We start from the raw sequence: 14,497 nt of genomic DNA, 5'->3' as shown, positions 1-14,497 counted from the left end.
GACACATAGTTTGTCGCCAAAGGCGATAGAAACAGTTTGTCGCCAAAGGCGACAGGGGGAGGAAGCCGGATCTGAAAAGGTCCGGCTTTTTCGTTACCCTTAAGCGAATATCCGTTTGAACAGGCTGCGGTCGGCGAGGACTTCTGCCGCGCAATTATGCCCCGGAGCGCCAGTCACGCCGCCGCCGGGATGGCTGCCTGCGCCGCACATATACAGGCCCTTTAACGGCCCGCGATAGGCGCCATGGCCCAAGATCGGCCGTGCCGACCATAATTGGTCAAGGCTCATATTACCATGCATGATGTCGCCGCTGACCAATCCGAATTTCCGCTCTAGCCCTTTGGGGCTGAGGATTTGACGGCCCAAAACAGACGCGCGGAAGCCAGGGGCATAGGCCTCCACTGTGCTGATGATATCGTCGGCGGCCTTGTCTTCTTCGGCGTCCCAATCGCGGGGCGAGCCATCGGCGTTGTTCGGCAGTTCAGGCGCAAATTGCTGGCAGAACAGGCTGGCGACATGCTGCCCTGTGGGCGCGAGGCTGTCATCGACGGTGGACGGGATGAGGATTTCGACGATGGGCTTTTGCGACCAGCCATCACGCTTCGCATCCAAAAAGGCGCGGTCCATATAATCCAATGTTGGCGCGATGATGATGCCCGATTGGTGGTGCTCGCCAGCTTCGGGCAAACAGGAGAATTTGGGCAGTTCGGACAAAGCCACGTTCATCCGGAACGTGCCGCTACCCGCCTTAAAGCCCTTCACGCGGCGTTTGAACTCGGGTTTCAGGTCGGCATCGTCAAATAGGCGTTCGTAGAGGAGCTTTGGCCCGACGTTGGAAATCACGCGGTCGGCGACGATTTCCTCGCCGCTTTCCAAGCGGACGCCCGCAACTTTTTCGCCATCAACCAACACGCGCGATACGGGCGCTTCCAAGCTGATTTCGACGCCCAAATCGCGGCATACCTTGGCCATGATCTGCGTGATGGCGCCCATGCCACCTATGCTGTGGCCCCAAGCGCCCTTATTGCCATTCACTTCGCCAAAGACATGGTGCAGCAACACATAAGCGCTACCGGGCGTATCGGGGCTGGCATAATTGCCCACAACCGCATCGAAACCGAAGGCAGCCTTGACCGCTTCGCTTTCGAACCAGCTATCCAAGAAGCTGCGCGCCGATTTGGTGAACAGTTCGAGCACATCACGTTGTTGCGACAGGTTGAGCTTCATCAGCCCGCGGCCCTGCACGGCGGCATCAATGAGCGTTTTTAGGCCATCGCCGACATTGGGCGGCGAACGCAACGCAAGATCGCGCAAGACGTCGGCGACACCTTCCAACATGTCATAATATTGCGGCAAAACCGCCGCATCATGCTTTGAAAAGCGCGCAAATTCGGCCTGCGTGCGCTCTAACCCGCCGCCGAGTTTCAGATAACCGCCATCTTCTTGCGGCAGAAAATTGGAGATGGGCCGTTCAATGACGCGGTAGCCATGGTCCACCAGCTTCATATCAGCAATCACCTTGGGCTGAAGCAGGCTGACGGTGTAGCTGGCGACCGAATTGCGGAAACCGGGGTGGAATTCTTCGGTCACCGCCGCGCCGCCGACGACATCGCGGCGCTCGACGATGCGGACCTTCAGGCCCGCGCGGGCCAGATAAAAGGCGCAGACAAGGCCATTATGGCCAGCGCCAATGATGAGGGCGTCATATTTTTGTGTCATTTTTTGCTCCAACCCGATGCCGGGCGTTGTTCGAGGCGGGCCTCGGGAATGATGTTGCGGATTTGGCGGCAGAAGCTTTTCAGGCATACTTCCTTGTCGGACAGCGGCCCCATAGAGAAGCTGCGGCTCGCCATGCCTTGCTGCACGCGGGTGATGAGGACGGTGTCCTCGGCATTGACTTGCCGGTTGATCCGCCAGTTGAGGTAACGCGCGGCGCGCATTTCACGGCGCCATTCATAATCAGGTGCGTCAGGCAGGACATAGCTGATTTCCCGGATGACGCAGCTGTCGGGCCCCGTGGGCAACCATTGCATGAAATCCACTTGGTCAGGATAAATGTCAAAGGCGACCGAGGGCCATAGCTTGAAATAGAGCCAGCGTTTCTGATTGGCGGCGGGCAAATGCGGTACAGGTGGCAGCAGGTTTTGATAGGCGCGTTCAGACCAATTGGCCGATGGCCGATCGACAAGGTCGCCCCACATGCGGTCAACATGCGGTTCCGCCTCAACGCCATAGCTTTTGCCGAACAAGCGCGTGAGGCCGGGATGCGCGACGGGAATGTGCAAGCCATCGGAATAATTGTCGCCAACATTTTTCCAATTCACCGCGCGTGGGCGCATGGTGACGCGGCCAAGCGCCTGCAATTCTTCAAACCGATAGGGCGCGACTTGCGCCTCATAAGGTGTCATCATTTCTGCGACCGAAGGCTCGCCGCTTTCCAGACGGACGAAGATAAACCCGCGCCAGATTTCCATGTCGACGGGCACAAGGCCAGCCTTATCCTTGTCGAGCGTTGGGTAAGAGGCGCTGTCGGGAACGCCGGTTAAACGGCCATCGAGATCATAGGTCCATGCGTGATAGGGGCAGACCAATTTCTTGGCGCAGCCGCCGGAACCATCGACCAAGCGGCTGCCCCGGTGGCGGCAGACATTGGTGAACGCGCGCAGCACTTGGTCTGTTCCGCGCACGACAATGACGCTTTCATTGATATAATCGAGGCTGTGCCAGTCGCCCACATTGGGAACATCGCTGACATGGCACACCACTTGCCAGGATGGGCGGAAGATGCGGTCTACCTCAAGCGCGGCGAATTCGGGATCATCATAGGTCCAAGCCGGCAGGCTCCAACCTTCCAATTGATCATGCGATGTATCTAAGCCTGATTCGGACATCTTGCTCCCCTTGTTATACGAGTGTATAACAAGGTCATGCAATTGCGACAAGTCTTCACCCGAGAAAGCGCCGACACGCGCCGCGATGCGTTGATTGCGGCGACGGCGCGTTGCCTATCTACGCGCGGTGCGCAGGGGACGTCAGTGCGCGCCATTTGCGTGGAGGCGGGGGTTTCGGCGGGTTTGCTGCGGCATTATTTCGACGGCATTGATGCGCTGGTGGCCGCAACCTATCGTGCAACCGGCGCGCGGGTCGCAGCCGCGTTACATGCGGCGGTGGATGCCGTGCCCGCCGATAACCCGCGTGGTCGGTTGCTCGCCTTTGTCACCGCAAGTTTCCGCGCGCCGATTGCCGATCCGGAGCTGCTCGCGACATGGCTGGCGTTTTGGAGCCTGTCGCGCACCGTGCCTGCCATAGGCGCAATCCATGATGAGATTTATGCGGAAAACCGGCAGGATATGGAACGCCTGATCCTCGCCTGTCCAAACGCGCCAGTTGATGCGCGGTTAGCTGCCGTGGCGCTGACCGCTTTAGTCGACGGTCTGTGGCTTGAATTGAGCTTGGGCAATGCACCTTTCAGCGTCGATGAGGCTGAGGCTTTGGCCGAAAAGTGGCTGGATAGTTTTATTTAGGCGCCTGTCACAGCGCTGCAACAGCATTTGATTAGCGCATATTGCGCAGCGTTGTTACGATGCGGCACAGGGATTGCTGGAAACGCAAAAGGGGAAACCGGTCATGTCATTTATAGTCAATCGCCGTCAACTGATGGCGACCGCGGGATTTGGTATTGGCGGGCTGATGCTTCCGGGTGGCGCGGCCATGGCGCAGACATTGCTTGGGCTCACCGGATTTACCCACAATGTTGCCAGCGGTGAGCCGGGGCCGGACTCGGTGCTATTGTGGACACGTTATGTAAACCCGACTGGCGGCGCTTCAAAAGTGCGCGTCGAGATTTCCGAAAGTCAGGACTTTACCAAGATTGCGGGCGGCGGCGAAATGGTCACTGGACCATGGCGCGACCATACGGTCAAAATCACCGTGGACAAGCTAGCGCCCGGTAAATGGCACTGGTTCCGTTTCATCGCGCCTGATGGCAGCATCTCGCCTATTGGCCGCACTAAGACCTTGCCCGTGGGCAAAGCAGCCAAGTTTAACATCGCGATATTCTCCTGCTCTAATCTGGGCTTCGGTGAGTTCAACGCTTATGGCCATGCTGCCGCGCGCAATGACATTGATCTTGTCCTGCACATGGGTGATTATATCTATGAATATGGCCGTGGCGGCTATGATGGCGGCGCGAAATTTGCCGCGCGTATTTTCCCCGCCGATGAAATCCTGACGCTGGCGGATTACCGTTTGCGCTATGCCAGCTATCGTTCGGATAAGCAGTTGCAGGCGCTGCACGCCAATTTCCCGATGATCGCCAATACCGACGATCATGAAAGCGCCAATGACAGCTGGGAAGGCGGCGCACAAAACCATAGCGTGGATGAAGGTGATTGGAGTTCCCGGCGCAATGCCGCGATGCAAGTATGGCGCGAATGGTTGCCCGTCGGTGAGCAGCCGTGGAAGGAATATCCGATTGGCGACCTTGCGACATATTACCGCACAGACACGCGCGCGGTCGCCCGATCCAAGCCTTATGCTTATGGTGACCTGCTGCGTTCAGGCGATCCTGCAAAGGTACTTTCCGAATATCGCGATAGCGCATGGCGCGATCCGTCCATGACGATGTTGGGTAGCGAACAAGAGGCTTGGTTGTCGCGCGCGATTGGCCGCAACAATGCTACATGGGCGGTGCTGGGTTCCGCCACCAATATGGGCTATAACTATACGCCGGAGAGCGGGATGGATTGGGTCCCCCAATTTGCGCCTGAACGTACTAAAAACTATGTGCGGCAGGGCATCGCTGCGACAAAGGCAGGCTTGCCTTATAATCTCGACAATTGGGGCGGTTACCCAGCGGCACGGTCGCGTTTGCTAGCGGCGGCGCAACGTGCGGACGCAAACCTGGTCGTTGTAACGGGTGATAGCCACAATGGCTGGGCCTATGACTTGCCCGAAGGCGGAAAGCCGGCCGGCGTGGAATTTGGCGGTCACAGCGTCTCGTCACCTGGCTTTGAAAGCGCAATTCCGTTCACTGCGCCGGCCGATGTCGCACGCAGCTTGCTTGGCACCAGCAAACAAGAATTGCGCTGGGTCGATACCTCCAACCGCGGTTACATGCATTTGTCGCTGACCCCGCAGGCGGCAACCAATGAATGGGTGTTTATGCAAACGGTCAAGGATGTGTCGCTCGCCACCAAGACGGGCCATAAAATGAAAGTGCGCCCGGGTCGGAATATATTGGAGCAAGCATAAGCTTTGCTTTTAACCGATCAGTTAAATCGCCTTGATTTCTTGCCATCCCTCACGCCATAGATAAGGTAATGGCGTGAGGAGAGAATGACATGCAAATGGCCGGGCTTGGATATAGCGAAGAACAGATCGAGCTGCTGGATGTAGCCACGAGCTTTTGCCGCGATAAATCCCCTATCGACCGCGTGCGCAAGTTGATGGACAGCGATTTGGGCTATGACGCCGATGTCTGGGCCGAAATGGCGGCTTTAGGTTGGACCGCAATATCGATACCCGAGGCGCATGGCGGCGTTGGCTTGACGCTCGCGGAGGTTGTGCCGGTGGTAGAACAAATGGGCCGGCACTTGATGGCATCGCCCTTAATATCGTCGACCTTGGCGGCGCAGGCGCTGATCATGGGGGGCAATGCGCAGCAAAAGTCCGCTTGGTTGCCCAAGCTTGCCGAGGGTGCAATCGGCACACTGGCTTTGTCCGAAGCGCATGGCGACTGGGATCTGCAGAATATTACAGCGACGGCAAAGCACGAGGGTGACACGGTGCATCTGTCTGGTGAAAAGCTTTTTGCCTTATGGGCCGAGAGCGCCGATATTGTCATTGCGTCGGTGCAGTTGGATGGCAAGCCAGCCTTGGTCTTGTTGACCGCCGAAGATGTCAAAGGACGCTTACGCCGCGAAGCGATTATAGACGAAACCAAGCGCAGTTTTGCATTGTCGCTGGATGGCTTGGCCGTTTCGCGCGCCGCATTGCTAGAGGTCGATCGTGCGACATCCACCTTGGCGCATATCGAACAGGTCGCCAACCTGCTGCAAAGTGCAGAAATGTGCGGTGGGTCGCAAAGCGTGATCGATTATACCGTCAGCTATCTGCAAACGCGCAAGCAGTTTGGTAAGCTCATCGGCGAATATCAGGCACTGAAGCATCCGACGGTCGACGCTTATGTCGAATATGAAAAGGCGCGGTCGCATTTATATAGCGCTGCCAACAGTTTCAGTGACCAAGGCATTGGCGAAATCGCCGTCCGCATGGCGAAGGCGGCGGCGGACGCAACCTATAGCTTTGCCGCGGACCGGGCCATTCAATTTCATGGCGGCTTTGGCTTTACCCATGATTGCGACGCTGGCCTTCATCGCCGCGCCGCGATTTTTCATGCGTCACAATTTGGTGATGCGGCATGGCAACGCGCAAAGCTTGCCCCTTTGCTGCTCGGGTGAATGGGCGTTAGGATATTCTCATGAGCGGACTGCAGGAGCTTGATGCCAAGGCGTTGCATGAGATTATGCAGCCCTTGAATATCATCCGGCTTTCCTGTGGGAATATTCGCGCCCGCATGGCTGGCTATTCGGCTGAAGATGCAGAATATCTGATCGCGAAGCTGATGCGTATAGAGGAGCAAGTGGTCCGTGCTACTGAGCTTTTGCAGGATCTGAAGACGCGCAATGAAGATGGTACATCAGTTGAAGACGTCTAACGGGACATTTGCATGTACGGCATGATCCATCGCGCCATGCGGCAAATGGTGCAGGAGGAGTTAGGCGAGGAAGCTTGGCTTGCGCTTGAACAAAAATTAGAAATAGGCCCCACCGAGTTACTGACCGGCATGGTCTATGACGATGCACTTACGCTGGAAATTGTTGCTGAAGCGGCGGCCAGGTTAAACCTTTCGGTAGACCAAACTCTGGAGGCATTCGGCCAATATTGGGTGCGCTTTGCCGGACAAGGATCCTTATCCTCCATCATGAATTTTACGGGCCAAAATCTGGCAAGTTTCATTGCCAATCTTGATCGTCTACACCTTGCTGTGGGCTCTGCTATGCCAGGCGCCCGGCTACCTGCCTTTGCTACGCTGGAGAGCGCGCCCGGCCATCTTGTCATGGAATATCGTTCGGATCGCGTGGGTATGGAGCCGTTTGTGAAGGGATTGCTTCAAGGGTTAATGGATCGCTTTGATGCCTGCGGCGAAATTGACGTCGTGCATCGGGGAGAGAAGTCTATCCTTTTCGATATTCGATATCAGGATAAAGACTGAACCATGCTATTAAGCTTTTCCGAAAAGCAAATTGGCGCTTTGATACCTGCGTTCCTGCATATTGATCAGCAGTTGAATATATCAGCCATGGGGCCAGGCATAATGCGGCACTTGCCGCATGTCCGTATTGGAATGCCTTGCGCTGAAGCCTTTAACATCGTGAACTACGACACCGCGCAGTTTTTTCAGGAGGGCGTGAACGTCCAACCGGTTAGCTTGATTGCGCGGGACAGTGATGTGCATTTAAGCGGTGCCGCCATTTTCCATGAAGCGGGATGCTTGCTTGCGGTTCGATTTGCCATAACTGAGGAAATGTTTGCCGATAGTTCGATGGACCTTAGCGACTTTGGTCATGCTGATCCGGTTATCCTCAGCACCATGTTGATTGTCCTGCAGCGGGCCATGTTGGAAGAATCGCAAGCCAACGCGATTGAGCTTGCGCATGAACGCCAACGCAGCACCGACCTGTTGGAGCGCACGAGCCGGGTCGCGGGATATATGGCGCATGATTTCAACAATCTCCTGTCTGTAATCCGTTTGAATACGGATCGTCTGTCGCGTCAGTTCGGCAAGAACGAAAAAATTGGGAAGCTTGCCGAAATCATTCAGGAAATGGCCGCTCGTGGGTCAGAGATAACACAATCGCTGATGACCCTGTCGCTTCAGCGTACCGATACGCGGCAACCCTTATCGGTAGATCAAGTGATTACGGAGAACATGGGGGTGTTGGACAGTGTGGTGGGGCCAAATATCACATTGAAGCTCAATCTCGATGCCGGTGACCGCAAATGTGTTGTCAGTTACAGTGACTTTCTTAATGCCCTTATCAATCTGTTGATTAATGCGCGTGAAGCCATGCCTATGGGCGGACAAATTGCATTGTCTAGCTCAGTCGGGGTTGGTCTTATCAAAGGCGACGGCGACACTGATGCGGACATGGTGCAGTCCGGTTCCTATGTCGCCATTCACATAGCGGATACGGGTGCTGGCATGAGTGATGCCTTGCTATCGCGTGCCTTTGAACCGCAATTTTCGTCAAAGCCGAATGGGACGGGCCTTGGCCTTGCCTCGGTACGCAATTTTGCCCTCGAAATGGGCGGTGATGTCTGGTTGGAGTCTGTCGAGGGTAAAGGAACTACGGCCTATCTGCATCTGCCCGTTGTAAGGACAGTTGCTCCGTTGGTTGCAGCAGATTCCGGGCCTGCGCATGCGGGCATGCCGGATGCACTTGGCAAGCAAAGGATATTGCTAGTCGAAGATGAACCTTATGCACTTGAGGCGCTGGTCGAAATGTTGGAGGCGGAGGGCTACGCCGTGACACCCTGTGCATCGGGTGAAGAGGCGTTGATCGCTTTAGGGCAAGATGCATATGATGTCTTGCTAACCGATGTCGTTATGCCCGGGCAAAATGGCACCGAGGTTGCGCGGGATGCCTGCATCGCTCAACCGTCTATCAAGGTCATTTTGATGAGCGGCTATGTGCCGGATTCGGCTGCGTTCCAGCCGGGGTGGTTATTTTTGCACAAACCCATGGAGAGTGCCAAATTGCTTAAACTCATTTCCGCATGACACGCCAAGATTTGCAGATTTGCAGATGTGCAGCATGCCATTTATCCGATTTGTGGCTGCAATTTCCAAGCCGTTTCCAAATAACGCTGCATCGCAATAGCGGTGTGGGGTTCAAGCTTTAGCAATTTGCGGCGCTTGTCGTTGGGGTCGGTCCATCGCCGGACGAGGCCCGCTTCCACTAGATTATTGATATGACGCAACGCCGTGCTGAGTGGTACATGTGTGGAGGCCGATGCGCTGGACGCCGGCACCGCTTCGCCGCGTAAAGTGGCATCGGTAATATCCAGCAATATTTCCCACGACGGCCCCATTAGCACTGCCGGGTCAAAAAATTTATATTTGTTATGCTGGAATTTTAACAGCATGCTGGTGAATGCCTGAAGATCTTCTTCCGTTGGCCTACTGCCCTGATTTGAGGCGCGGTCGCGCGAGGCTGGCGGATCAATCCGCGTCGTGAGGGTCGTGATCTGGAAGCGGTAGGCCGTCGCAAAATAATGTGCGGATGCCCGGCGTAATGCGTCGGCCAGTTGCTCCGCCGACACGGGCTTACTAAGCAAATCTGACGCTTGCGCCTGCATCGCCTTGGTCGCAACCTGCAAACTCGAATGCCCCGTTAAGACTAAGGTAACTATAGGTCTATTTGGCGAGAAGCGTTGGGAAATCTCGGACAATAAGGACATGCCATCCATAGTCGGCATTTCAAGGTCCGTAATCACAATGCCGATGTCTGGCGACTCCACGATTTGTTGCAATGCGTCGGGCGCGCTGGCGGCGGATTTGGCGGTGTAACCCAAATTTTCTAAGGCATCGCAATATTCATCGCGACAGGCTGGATCATCATCGACCACTAGGACGGTGCAGGTCATGGATGCCTTGCTACGCGCTATTTCACGGTCCGAGCTGTTGACGTGCATCACATTTCCTGACGCCTGAAATTGATTTCAGGCTACTGCTGACAGCGCCTGTTATTATGCTTTGTCTGTCATTTTGCCTCTGGCGTCAACCAATTGATGATTAACGCCATTTTTACAAATTAGCACATATTTATGGACCAAATATGACTGTCCGTAGCGGCGCCATGCGGGGCATGGCCCGATGGTTTCAGCGCGGTTGGTTCCGTTCGGGCGGAATGGCCTGCGCACCGGGCCGGCGAGGGTCTGCGGCACCTAAGAAAAGACCGTTTTCGATCATGATAGATTGCGCGCTGCCCATCGTTTCGTCGGAGGTGATGCTGTGCCCCATGGATTTAAGGATGTTGACCGTATCGGGATTGAAGTTTGGCTCAACGCGCAATTTATCGCTGGTGTCCTGATAAATGCGGGGCTGATGAGTGGCTTCTTCGACATTGAGATTGAAATCGACGACGTTGACGATCACTTGCATGACCGTATTGATGATCGTGCTGCCGCCCGGCGTGCCGGTTACGACCCAAGGCTTTCCATTTTTCATCACAATTGTCGGCATCATTGTCGATAGCATCCGTTTCCCCGGAGCCATCGCATTGGGGGGTGGTGGCAAGCCGTCACGCAGGGCTTTTGCCGCTTGTGCGTGCGAGAAGTTATTCATCTGATTGTTGAGCAACACCCCAGTTCCAGCGATCATCACACCTGAACCGAAATCGGCGCCCAAAGTGTAGGTCGTTGACACCACATTGCCCTGCGCGTCCGCCACCGAGAAATGGGTAGTAGATGGGCTTTCAAATTTAAATGGGTCCCCCACACCCATTTGTGCGACTGGCTTGGCCTTATCTGGATCGATACGTTCAGCACGTGCGCGCGCATAAGCTTTTGAAATAAAGCCTTGGATCGGTGCGGTTACGAAATCGGTATCTCCCAACAGGGCGTAGCGATCAGAATATCCCAGCTTCATAGCTTCGGCCATGATGTGAAGAGACTTTGCCGAACCAGCGCCGTTCCGTTTTAGATCAAAATTTTCAACGATGTTCAGCATGTTGAGCAATGTCGCGCCGCCCGCACTTGCCGGTGGTGCCGTTACAATATCAAGGCCGCGATATGTTCCGCGCAATGGCTTACGTTCAACCGCGCGATAGGCGGCCAAATCATCCATGGTAATCAACCCGCCATTGGCTTTCATGTCGGCGACGAAACGTTCCGCTACCGGACCTTTGTAAAAGCCATCCGCCCCGTGCTTTGCGATTTGGGTGAGTGTCCATGCAAGGTCTGGCTGTTTCAGCCTTTCCCCTGCACGATAGAGCGCGCCATCGGGCTTATAATAAGCCGCTTTGGCGGCCGCGCTAGTCGACAAGCGTTCTTTGCCCCAACCAAAAACAAAGGCTTCGTCTGGGGTCAGGATCACGCCGTCGCGGGCAAGCGCTATTGCGGGTGCAACGACCTGTGACCAGCGCAGCTTGCCGAACTTTTTATGCGCCATATGGAGGCCTGCAACGGTTCCGGGGACCGATGGCGCGAGATAACCGCGGCTGGCGATTTGGGATTCCTGCCCCTGATTATCGACAAACATGGCAAGGGTCGCCGCCTTTGGTGCGACTGAACGGAAATCGAGAAAAACTTGCTCTCCGCTCTTGGCGTCATGCACCAGCATGAAACCATCGCCACCGATGTTACCCGCCCGGGGGAGTGTGACAGCCAAGGCAAAGCCAATGGCGACAGCCGCGTCCACGGCATTGCCGCCGCGCCGCAATATGTCCGAGCCCACTTCTGACGCCATTGCATTTTGCGACACCACCATGCCTTGTTCGCCAACAACCGGCGAATGGATGCTGGGATATTCGAGCAGTTGCTTTTTCTGAGCAATGACGGGGGATGCCGCAAACGTGACCATGGACAGTAATAGGATGCCCGCACGTGACCATTTTCCGATAATCTTGACCATCAAACTTCTCCCATCAATCGTGCAGCCCGTTCGGCCGATCCCATCGCATATGTCCAACCCAACATGCCATGTCCTATGTTGATTGTAACCCTTGGCGCAACCTTCCTGATAATCGGAAGCGCGTTTGCCGTCATGGGGCGTATACCCGCCCAGCTTTGGTATGACCCCGCATAATCCGCGGCGAGCGGCAAGACGCCAGCTGCGGTGGATACCAAACTCGCAAGTTGGTGTGGGTCAATCTTTGTGCTCCTAGCGCCCAATTCTGCGATCCCTGCAACACGAATAGCGCCATCCAGAGGACACAAGACGGTTTTTCTGGAGATATCGGTAATGCTCATCTTTGGTGATGCTGGACCCGGAGCAGCGGTAAAGGAATAGCCCTTCATCGGCATCAGGGAGGAGCCTAGGCCATGTTTTTTCAGCAAAGTGGCCGCGTCCATTCCGGCGCAAATCACCAGCTGATCGCATGCGATTGCTTCACCGGCCTTGGTCAAAACCACGGTCATGTCCTTGTCGGCTTTCCAACTTTGAACGTCCGTCGCCATGCGCACTTGCACACCATATCCCGTGACCAATTGTGATAACAGAGCATTACAGAATTTGTGCGGATCGCCCAGCTCCTCTTGCGGCGAATAAACAGCGCCGACAAAACTGCCCGCGCGTTCCGCAAGAGCGGCTTCTTTGTGGATGGCTTCTTTGGGTGTCAAAATCTCCTGTGTGGCGCCATGGCTTTGTCGTACGGAGACCATCTCGCACGCAGATTTGAATGCTGCAGCATCGTCATAGACTAACATCTTGCCTGGAGATTGATGCCCGAATTCAATATTGTGATTTTCGAGCAGGGCACGCATTGCCAATTGTGATTCCAAGCCCAATTGCAAACCCTCGAGACTGTTTTCAAGGTACCGTTGACGCGTGCAATTGCGGATGAAACGCATGAGCCAGGCAATCTGGCCTGGGTCCAAACTCGGCCTCAGGCGAAAGGCGGAATCGCGGCCCAAGGCAAGCATAGGTAGTTGTTTAAGCAATGCGCTACTCGCCAAGGCATCGGTATAGATGTAGCTGAGTTGCGCGCCATTTGCGAAAGAAGCCCCGCTTCCTGCAATGTCCGCCCGATCGATGATGGTGACTTGAACACCACGCCGTGCCAGAGCATATGCCGTGGCTACACCCACTACGCCTGCGCCTAAGACAATCGCGCGGCGGGGCAGCAAGTTTTCGCTCGAATTTTTGGCGCCAATCATCCGGTCTAGCTAAAGATGCGTTCGACAAGAGCAAGCTTCATTGTCGAACAAAAATACGTCCCTACCATAACTTTGGGTTAAGTATTTAGGGCCGTTGCGCAGGTACGCACATTATGGCTGTAATGCCTTTTTCACCTCGGCAACAAATTGCAGCCCCAATCTCGACGGCGGTCTATCTTCGAGCCAGATTGCATGAACCCCGAACTGCATTTCAGGTGAAATTGAGAGTGCTTCCAGCCCGTCGCTCATCATGGATCGTGCCGTAAACTGATCAACAATCGCGATGCCCGACCCGAAACGCACTAACGCCGCGGCGATATAATATGTGCTCACCGAGATGATCTTGCGCACATCAATTTGCGCTTTATCCAAATTGGCTTCCACAAGATCGCCAATCGGGCCACTGCCGTTGACGCTGATCATGTCTAGGCCGCTCAATTCGCTGATTTTCAGGGTCGTTTTTCCGGATGGAAACTTTCCCGGTCGGCAGATCAGATAGAGGCGCGCCGCCGATAGCTTCTCAAGTCTCAGCCTAGGATGTTCTGGCGGATCATAGCCAATAGAAAGATCGCATTCGCGTTCATACAATGCGCGCGATATATCGTTATGATGTACGGTTTTAATATCGAAAGTGACGTTGGGATATTTCGTGCGAAATTCCGCTATGGCACGCGGTGCGACTTCAAGTCCCAGCGATGGCGCTACGCCAATCCGTAAATGACCCGTGCCGGTATTGCGCAAATTGTTCGCGGTGACCTGCAACGAGGAGATGCGGCTGAAGACCTCATCCACTTCCCGGAACAACGCGTGCGCTTCGTCGGTCGGAACCAAGCGCCCACGCACCAAATTGAACAGGCTGATACCAAGTTGCGATTCGGTATGCCGCAATACCTTGCTGACCGCTGGCTGCGACACATTCAACCCGCGCGCAGCTGCACTGATTGAACCGTTTGCATAAACGGCGTGAAAAACTTCGATTTGCCTCAGTCTCATTGGGGCAAGTTAGCGGCGCATTTGCTGCGCCGCTACATGCAAAGCGGTATTTAGGTTAGACCGCTTTATCAAAACTCTTTCGACAGTTCGAAATAGACAAACCGGCCAACGGCATCGTGCATTGAACCGAGGAAGCCATAGTTCGTCGATGCCAGCGGTGGCTGCTTATCGAACAAGTTACGCGCACCTACGCGGAACCGTGTACCCGAAAATGCACCCTGATCTTTACCCGCGCGATACTGCACATAGGTGTTTACCGTTGTGACGCTGGGCAACTTGAAAAACTGATTGGCTACCATATTCGTACCGGTGTCAAAAACAGCGCCGACATAATTGACCAAGACGCCCGCACTCATGGGGCCTGATTTCCACGTCAGGTTTCCGCTCATGCGCCACTCAGGGTTGCCGTTGGCTTTTATCTGGCTTCCAGCTTGGGTAATCGTCACGCCTGTTCCTAATGTGCCCGCGGCGTTTGCGGCGATCAGTTGCGCCTGCAATTCCGACGCGGACTGTTCATAGGTAAGCAGTTTCGACGCATTGAGGTCGATGTTGAAGCTGCCCA

12 protein-coding genes and 1 pseudogene are annotated in these 14,497 nt (G+C 55.1%); 6 read left to right on the top strand and 7 right to left on the bottom strand.

Features of this window, described 5'->3' with window-relative positions; genetic code table 11:
• Positions 1-99 precede the first annotated feature (99 nt).
• Positions 100-1,719, bottom strand: a complete 1,620-nt coding sequence (locus ACILP4_RS00065; protein WP_395618720.1) for a phytoene desaturase family protein — start codon at positions 1,717-1,719, stop codon at positions 100-102.
• Positions 1,716-2,891 (bottom strand): aromatic ring-hydroxylating dioxygenase subunit alpha, encoded by a 1,176-nt coding sequence (locus ACILP4_RS00060; RefSeq protein WP_395618719.1) that lies wholly within the window; start codon positions 2,889-2,891, stop codon positions 1,716-1,718. The genes ACILP4_RS00065 and ACILP4_RS00060 overlap by 4 nt, the downstream gene beginning before the upstream one ends.
• A gap of 36 nt (positions 2,892-2,927) precedes the next feature.
• Between ACILP4_RS00060 and ACILP4_RS00055 the strand changes: the two genes are divergently transcribed.
• The 6 genes from ACILP4_RS00055 (at position 2,928) to ACILP4_RS00030 (ending at position 8,845) form a co-directional block, all read left to right on the top strand.
• The gene (locus tag ACILP4_RS00055) at positions 2,928-3,524 is read left to right on the top strand and encodes a TetR family transcriptional regulator C-terminal domain-containing protein (RefSeq protein ID WP_395618718.1); all 597 of its coding nucleotides are present in this window, start codon (positions 2,928-2,930) and stop codon (positions 3,522-3,524) included.
• 103 nt (positions 3,525-3,627) lie between these two features.
• Positions 3,628-5,253, top strand: a complete 1,626-nt coding sequence (locus ACILP4_RS00050; protein WP_395618717.1) for an alkaline phosphatase D family protein — start codon at positions 3,628-3,630, stop codon at positions 5,251-5,253.
• 89 nt (positions 5,254-5,342) lie between these two features.
• Entirely contained in the window at positions 5,343-6,461 is a 1,119-nt protein-coding gene (locus ACILP4_RS00045; protein WP_395618716.1) for an acyl-CoA dehydrogenase family protein, read from the top strand.
• A 20-nt stretch (positions 6,462-6,481) separates the two neighbouring features.
• On the top strand, positions 6,482-6,718 hold the full coding sequence (locus ACILP4_RS00040; protein ID WP_395618715.1) for a hypothetical protein: 237 nt from the start codon (positions 6,482-6,484) through the stop codon (positions 6,716-6,718).
• A gap of 21 nt (positions 6,719-6,739) precedes the next feature.
• The gene (locus tag ACILP4_RS00035; RefSeq protein ID WP_395618714.1) at positions 6,740-7,276 is read left to right on the top strand and encodes a heme NO-binding domain-containing protein; all 537 of its coding nucleotides are present in this window, start codon (positions 6,740-6,742) and stop codon (positions 7,274-7,276) included.
• A gap of 3 nt (positions 7,277-7,279) precedes the next feature.
• Positions 7,280-8,845, top strand: coding sequence for an ATP-binding protein (locus ACILP4_RS00030; protein ID WP_395618713.1), 1,566 nt, complete (start codon positions 7,280-7,282; stop codon positions 8,843-8,845).
• A gap of 41 nt (positions 8,846-8,886) precedes the next feature.
• Here the strand turns inward: ACILP4_RS00030 and ACILP4_RS00025 are convergent, their stop codons facing one another.
• The 5 genes and pseudogenes from ACILP4_RS00025 to ACILP4_RS00005 all read right to left on the bottom strand — a co-directional run.
• A complete protein-coding gene (locus ACILP4_RS00025; protein ID WP_395618712.1) occupies positions 8,887-9,759 on the bottom strand; it encodes a response regulator in 873 nt (290 codons plus the stop codon).
• A 187-nt stretch (positions 9,760-9,946) separates the two neighbouring features.
• Complete coding sequence (gene ggt, locus ACILP4_RS00020) at positions 9,947-11,698, bottom strand: gamma-glutamyltransferase (RefSeq protein WP_395618711.1); 1,752 nt, start codon at positions 11,696-11,698, stop codon at positions 9,947-9,949.
• Entirely contained in the window at positions 11,698-12,942 is a 1,245-nt protein-coding gene (locus ACILP4_RS00015; RefSeq protein ID WP_395618710.1) for an FAD-dependent oxidoreductase, read from the bottom strand. Before ACILP4_RS00015 ends, ggt begins: the two co-directional genes overlap by 1 nt.
• A 111-nt stretch (positions 12,943-13,053) precedes the next feature.
• Complete coding sequence (locus tag ACILP4_RS00010) at positions 13,054-13,935, bottom strand: LysR family transcriptional regulator (RefSeq protein ID WP_395618709.1); 882 nt, start codon at positions 13,933-13,935, stop codon at positions 13,054-13,056.
• Between the two features lie 68 nt (positions 13,936-14,003).
• Positions 14,004-14,497 (bottom strand): annotated as a pseudogene (locus ACILP4_RS00005) (hypothetical protein); the annotation flags it as partial.

The organism is Sphingorhabdus sp. (genome assembly GCF_044239045.1).
Taxonomy (GTDB): Bacteria; Pseudomonadota; Alphaproteobacteria; order Sphingomonadales; family Sphingomonadaceae; genus Sphingorhabdus_B.
Note: the sequence above shows the minus strand (reverse complement) of the source record. Positions and strands in the feature narration are given on the sequence as shown.

What these genes read in the sequence shown, in the direction of transcription:
- ACILP4_RS00065 (WP_395618720.1), bottom strand. Translation starts at nt 1,719, where the DNA reads ATGACACAAAAATATGACGCCCTCATCATTGGCGCTGGCCATAATGGC.
- ACILP4_RS00060 (WP_395618719.1), bottom strand. Translation starts at nt 2,891, where the DNA reads ATGTCCGAATCAGGCTTAGATACATCGCATGATCAATTGGAAGGTTGG.
- ACILP4_RS00055 (WP_395618718.1), top strand. Translation starts at nt 2,928, where the DNA reads ATGCAATTGCGACAAGTCTTCACCCGAGAAAGCGCCGACACGCGCCGC.
- ACILP4_RS00050 (WP_395618717.1), top strand. Translation starts at nt 3,628, where the DNA reads ATGTCATTTATAGTCAATCGCCGTCAACTGATGGCGACCGCGGGATTT.
- ACILP4_RS00045 (WP_395618716.1), top strand. Translation starts at nt 5,343, where the DNA reads ATGCAAATGGCCGGGCTTGGATATAGCGAAGAACAGATCGAGCTGCTG.
- ACILP4_RS00040 (WP_395618715.1), top strand. Translation starts at nt 6,482, where the DNA reads ATGAGCGGACTGCAGGAGCTTGATGCCAAGGCGTTGCATGAGATTATG.
- ACILP4_RS00035 (WP_395618714.1), top strand. Translation starts at nt 6,740, where the DNA reads ATGATCCATCGCGCCATGCGGCAAATGGTGCAGGAGGAGTTAGGCGAG.
- ACILP4_RS00030 (WP_395618713.1), top strand. Translation starts at nt 7,280, where the DNA reads ATGCTATTAAGCTTTTCCGAAAAGCAAATTGGCGCTTTGATACCTGCG.
- ACILP4_RS00025 (WP_395618712.1), bottom strand. Translation starts at nt 9,759, where the DNA reads ATGCACGTCAACAGCTCGGACCGTGAAATAGCGCGTAGCAAGGCATCC.
- ggt (WP_395618711.1), bottom strand. Translation starts at nt 11,698, where the DNA reads ATGGTCAAGATTATCGGAAAATGGTCACGTGCGGGCATCCTATTACTG.
- ACILP4_RS00015 (WP_395618710.1), bottom strand. Translation starts at nt 12,942, where the DNA reads ATGATTGGCGCCAAAAATTCGAGCGAAAACTTGCTGCCCCGCCGCGCG.
- ACILP4_RS00010 (WP_395618709.1), bottom strand. Translation starts at nt 13,935, where the DNA reads ATGAGACTGAGGCAAATCGAAGTTTTTCACGCCGTTTATGCAAACGGT.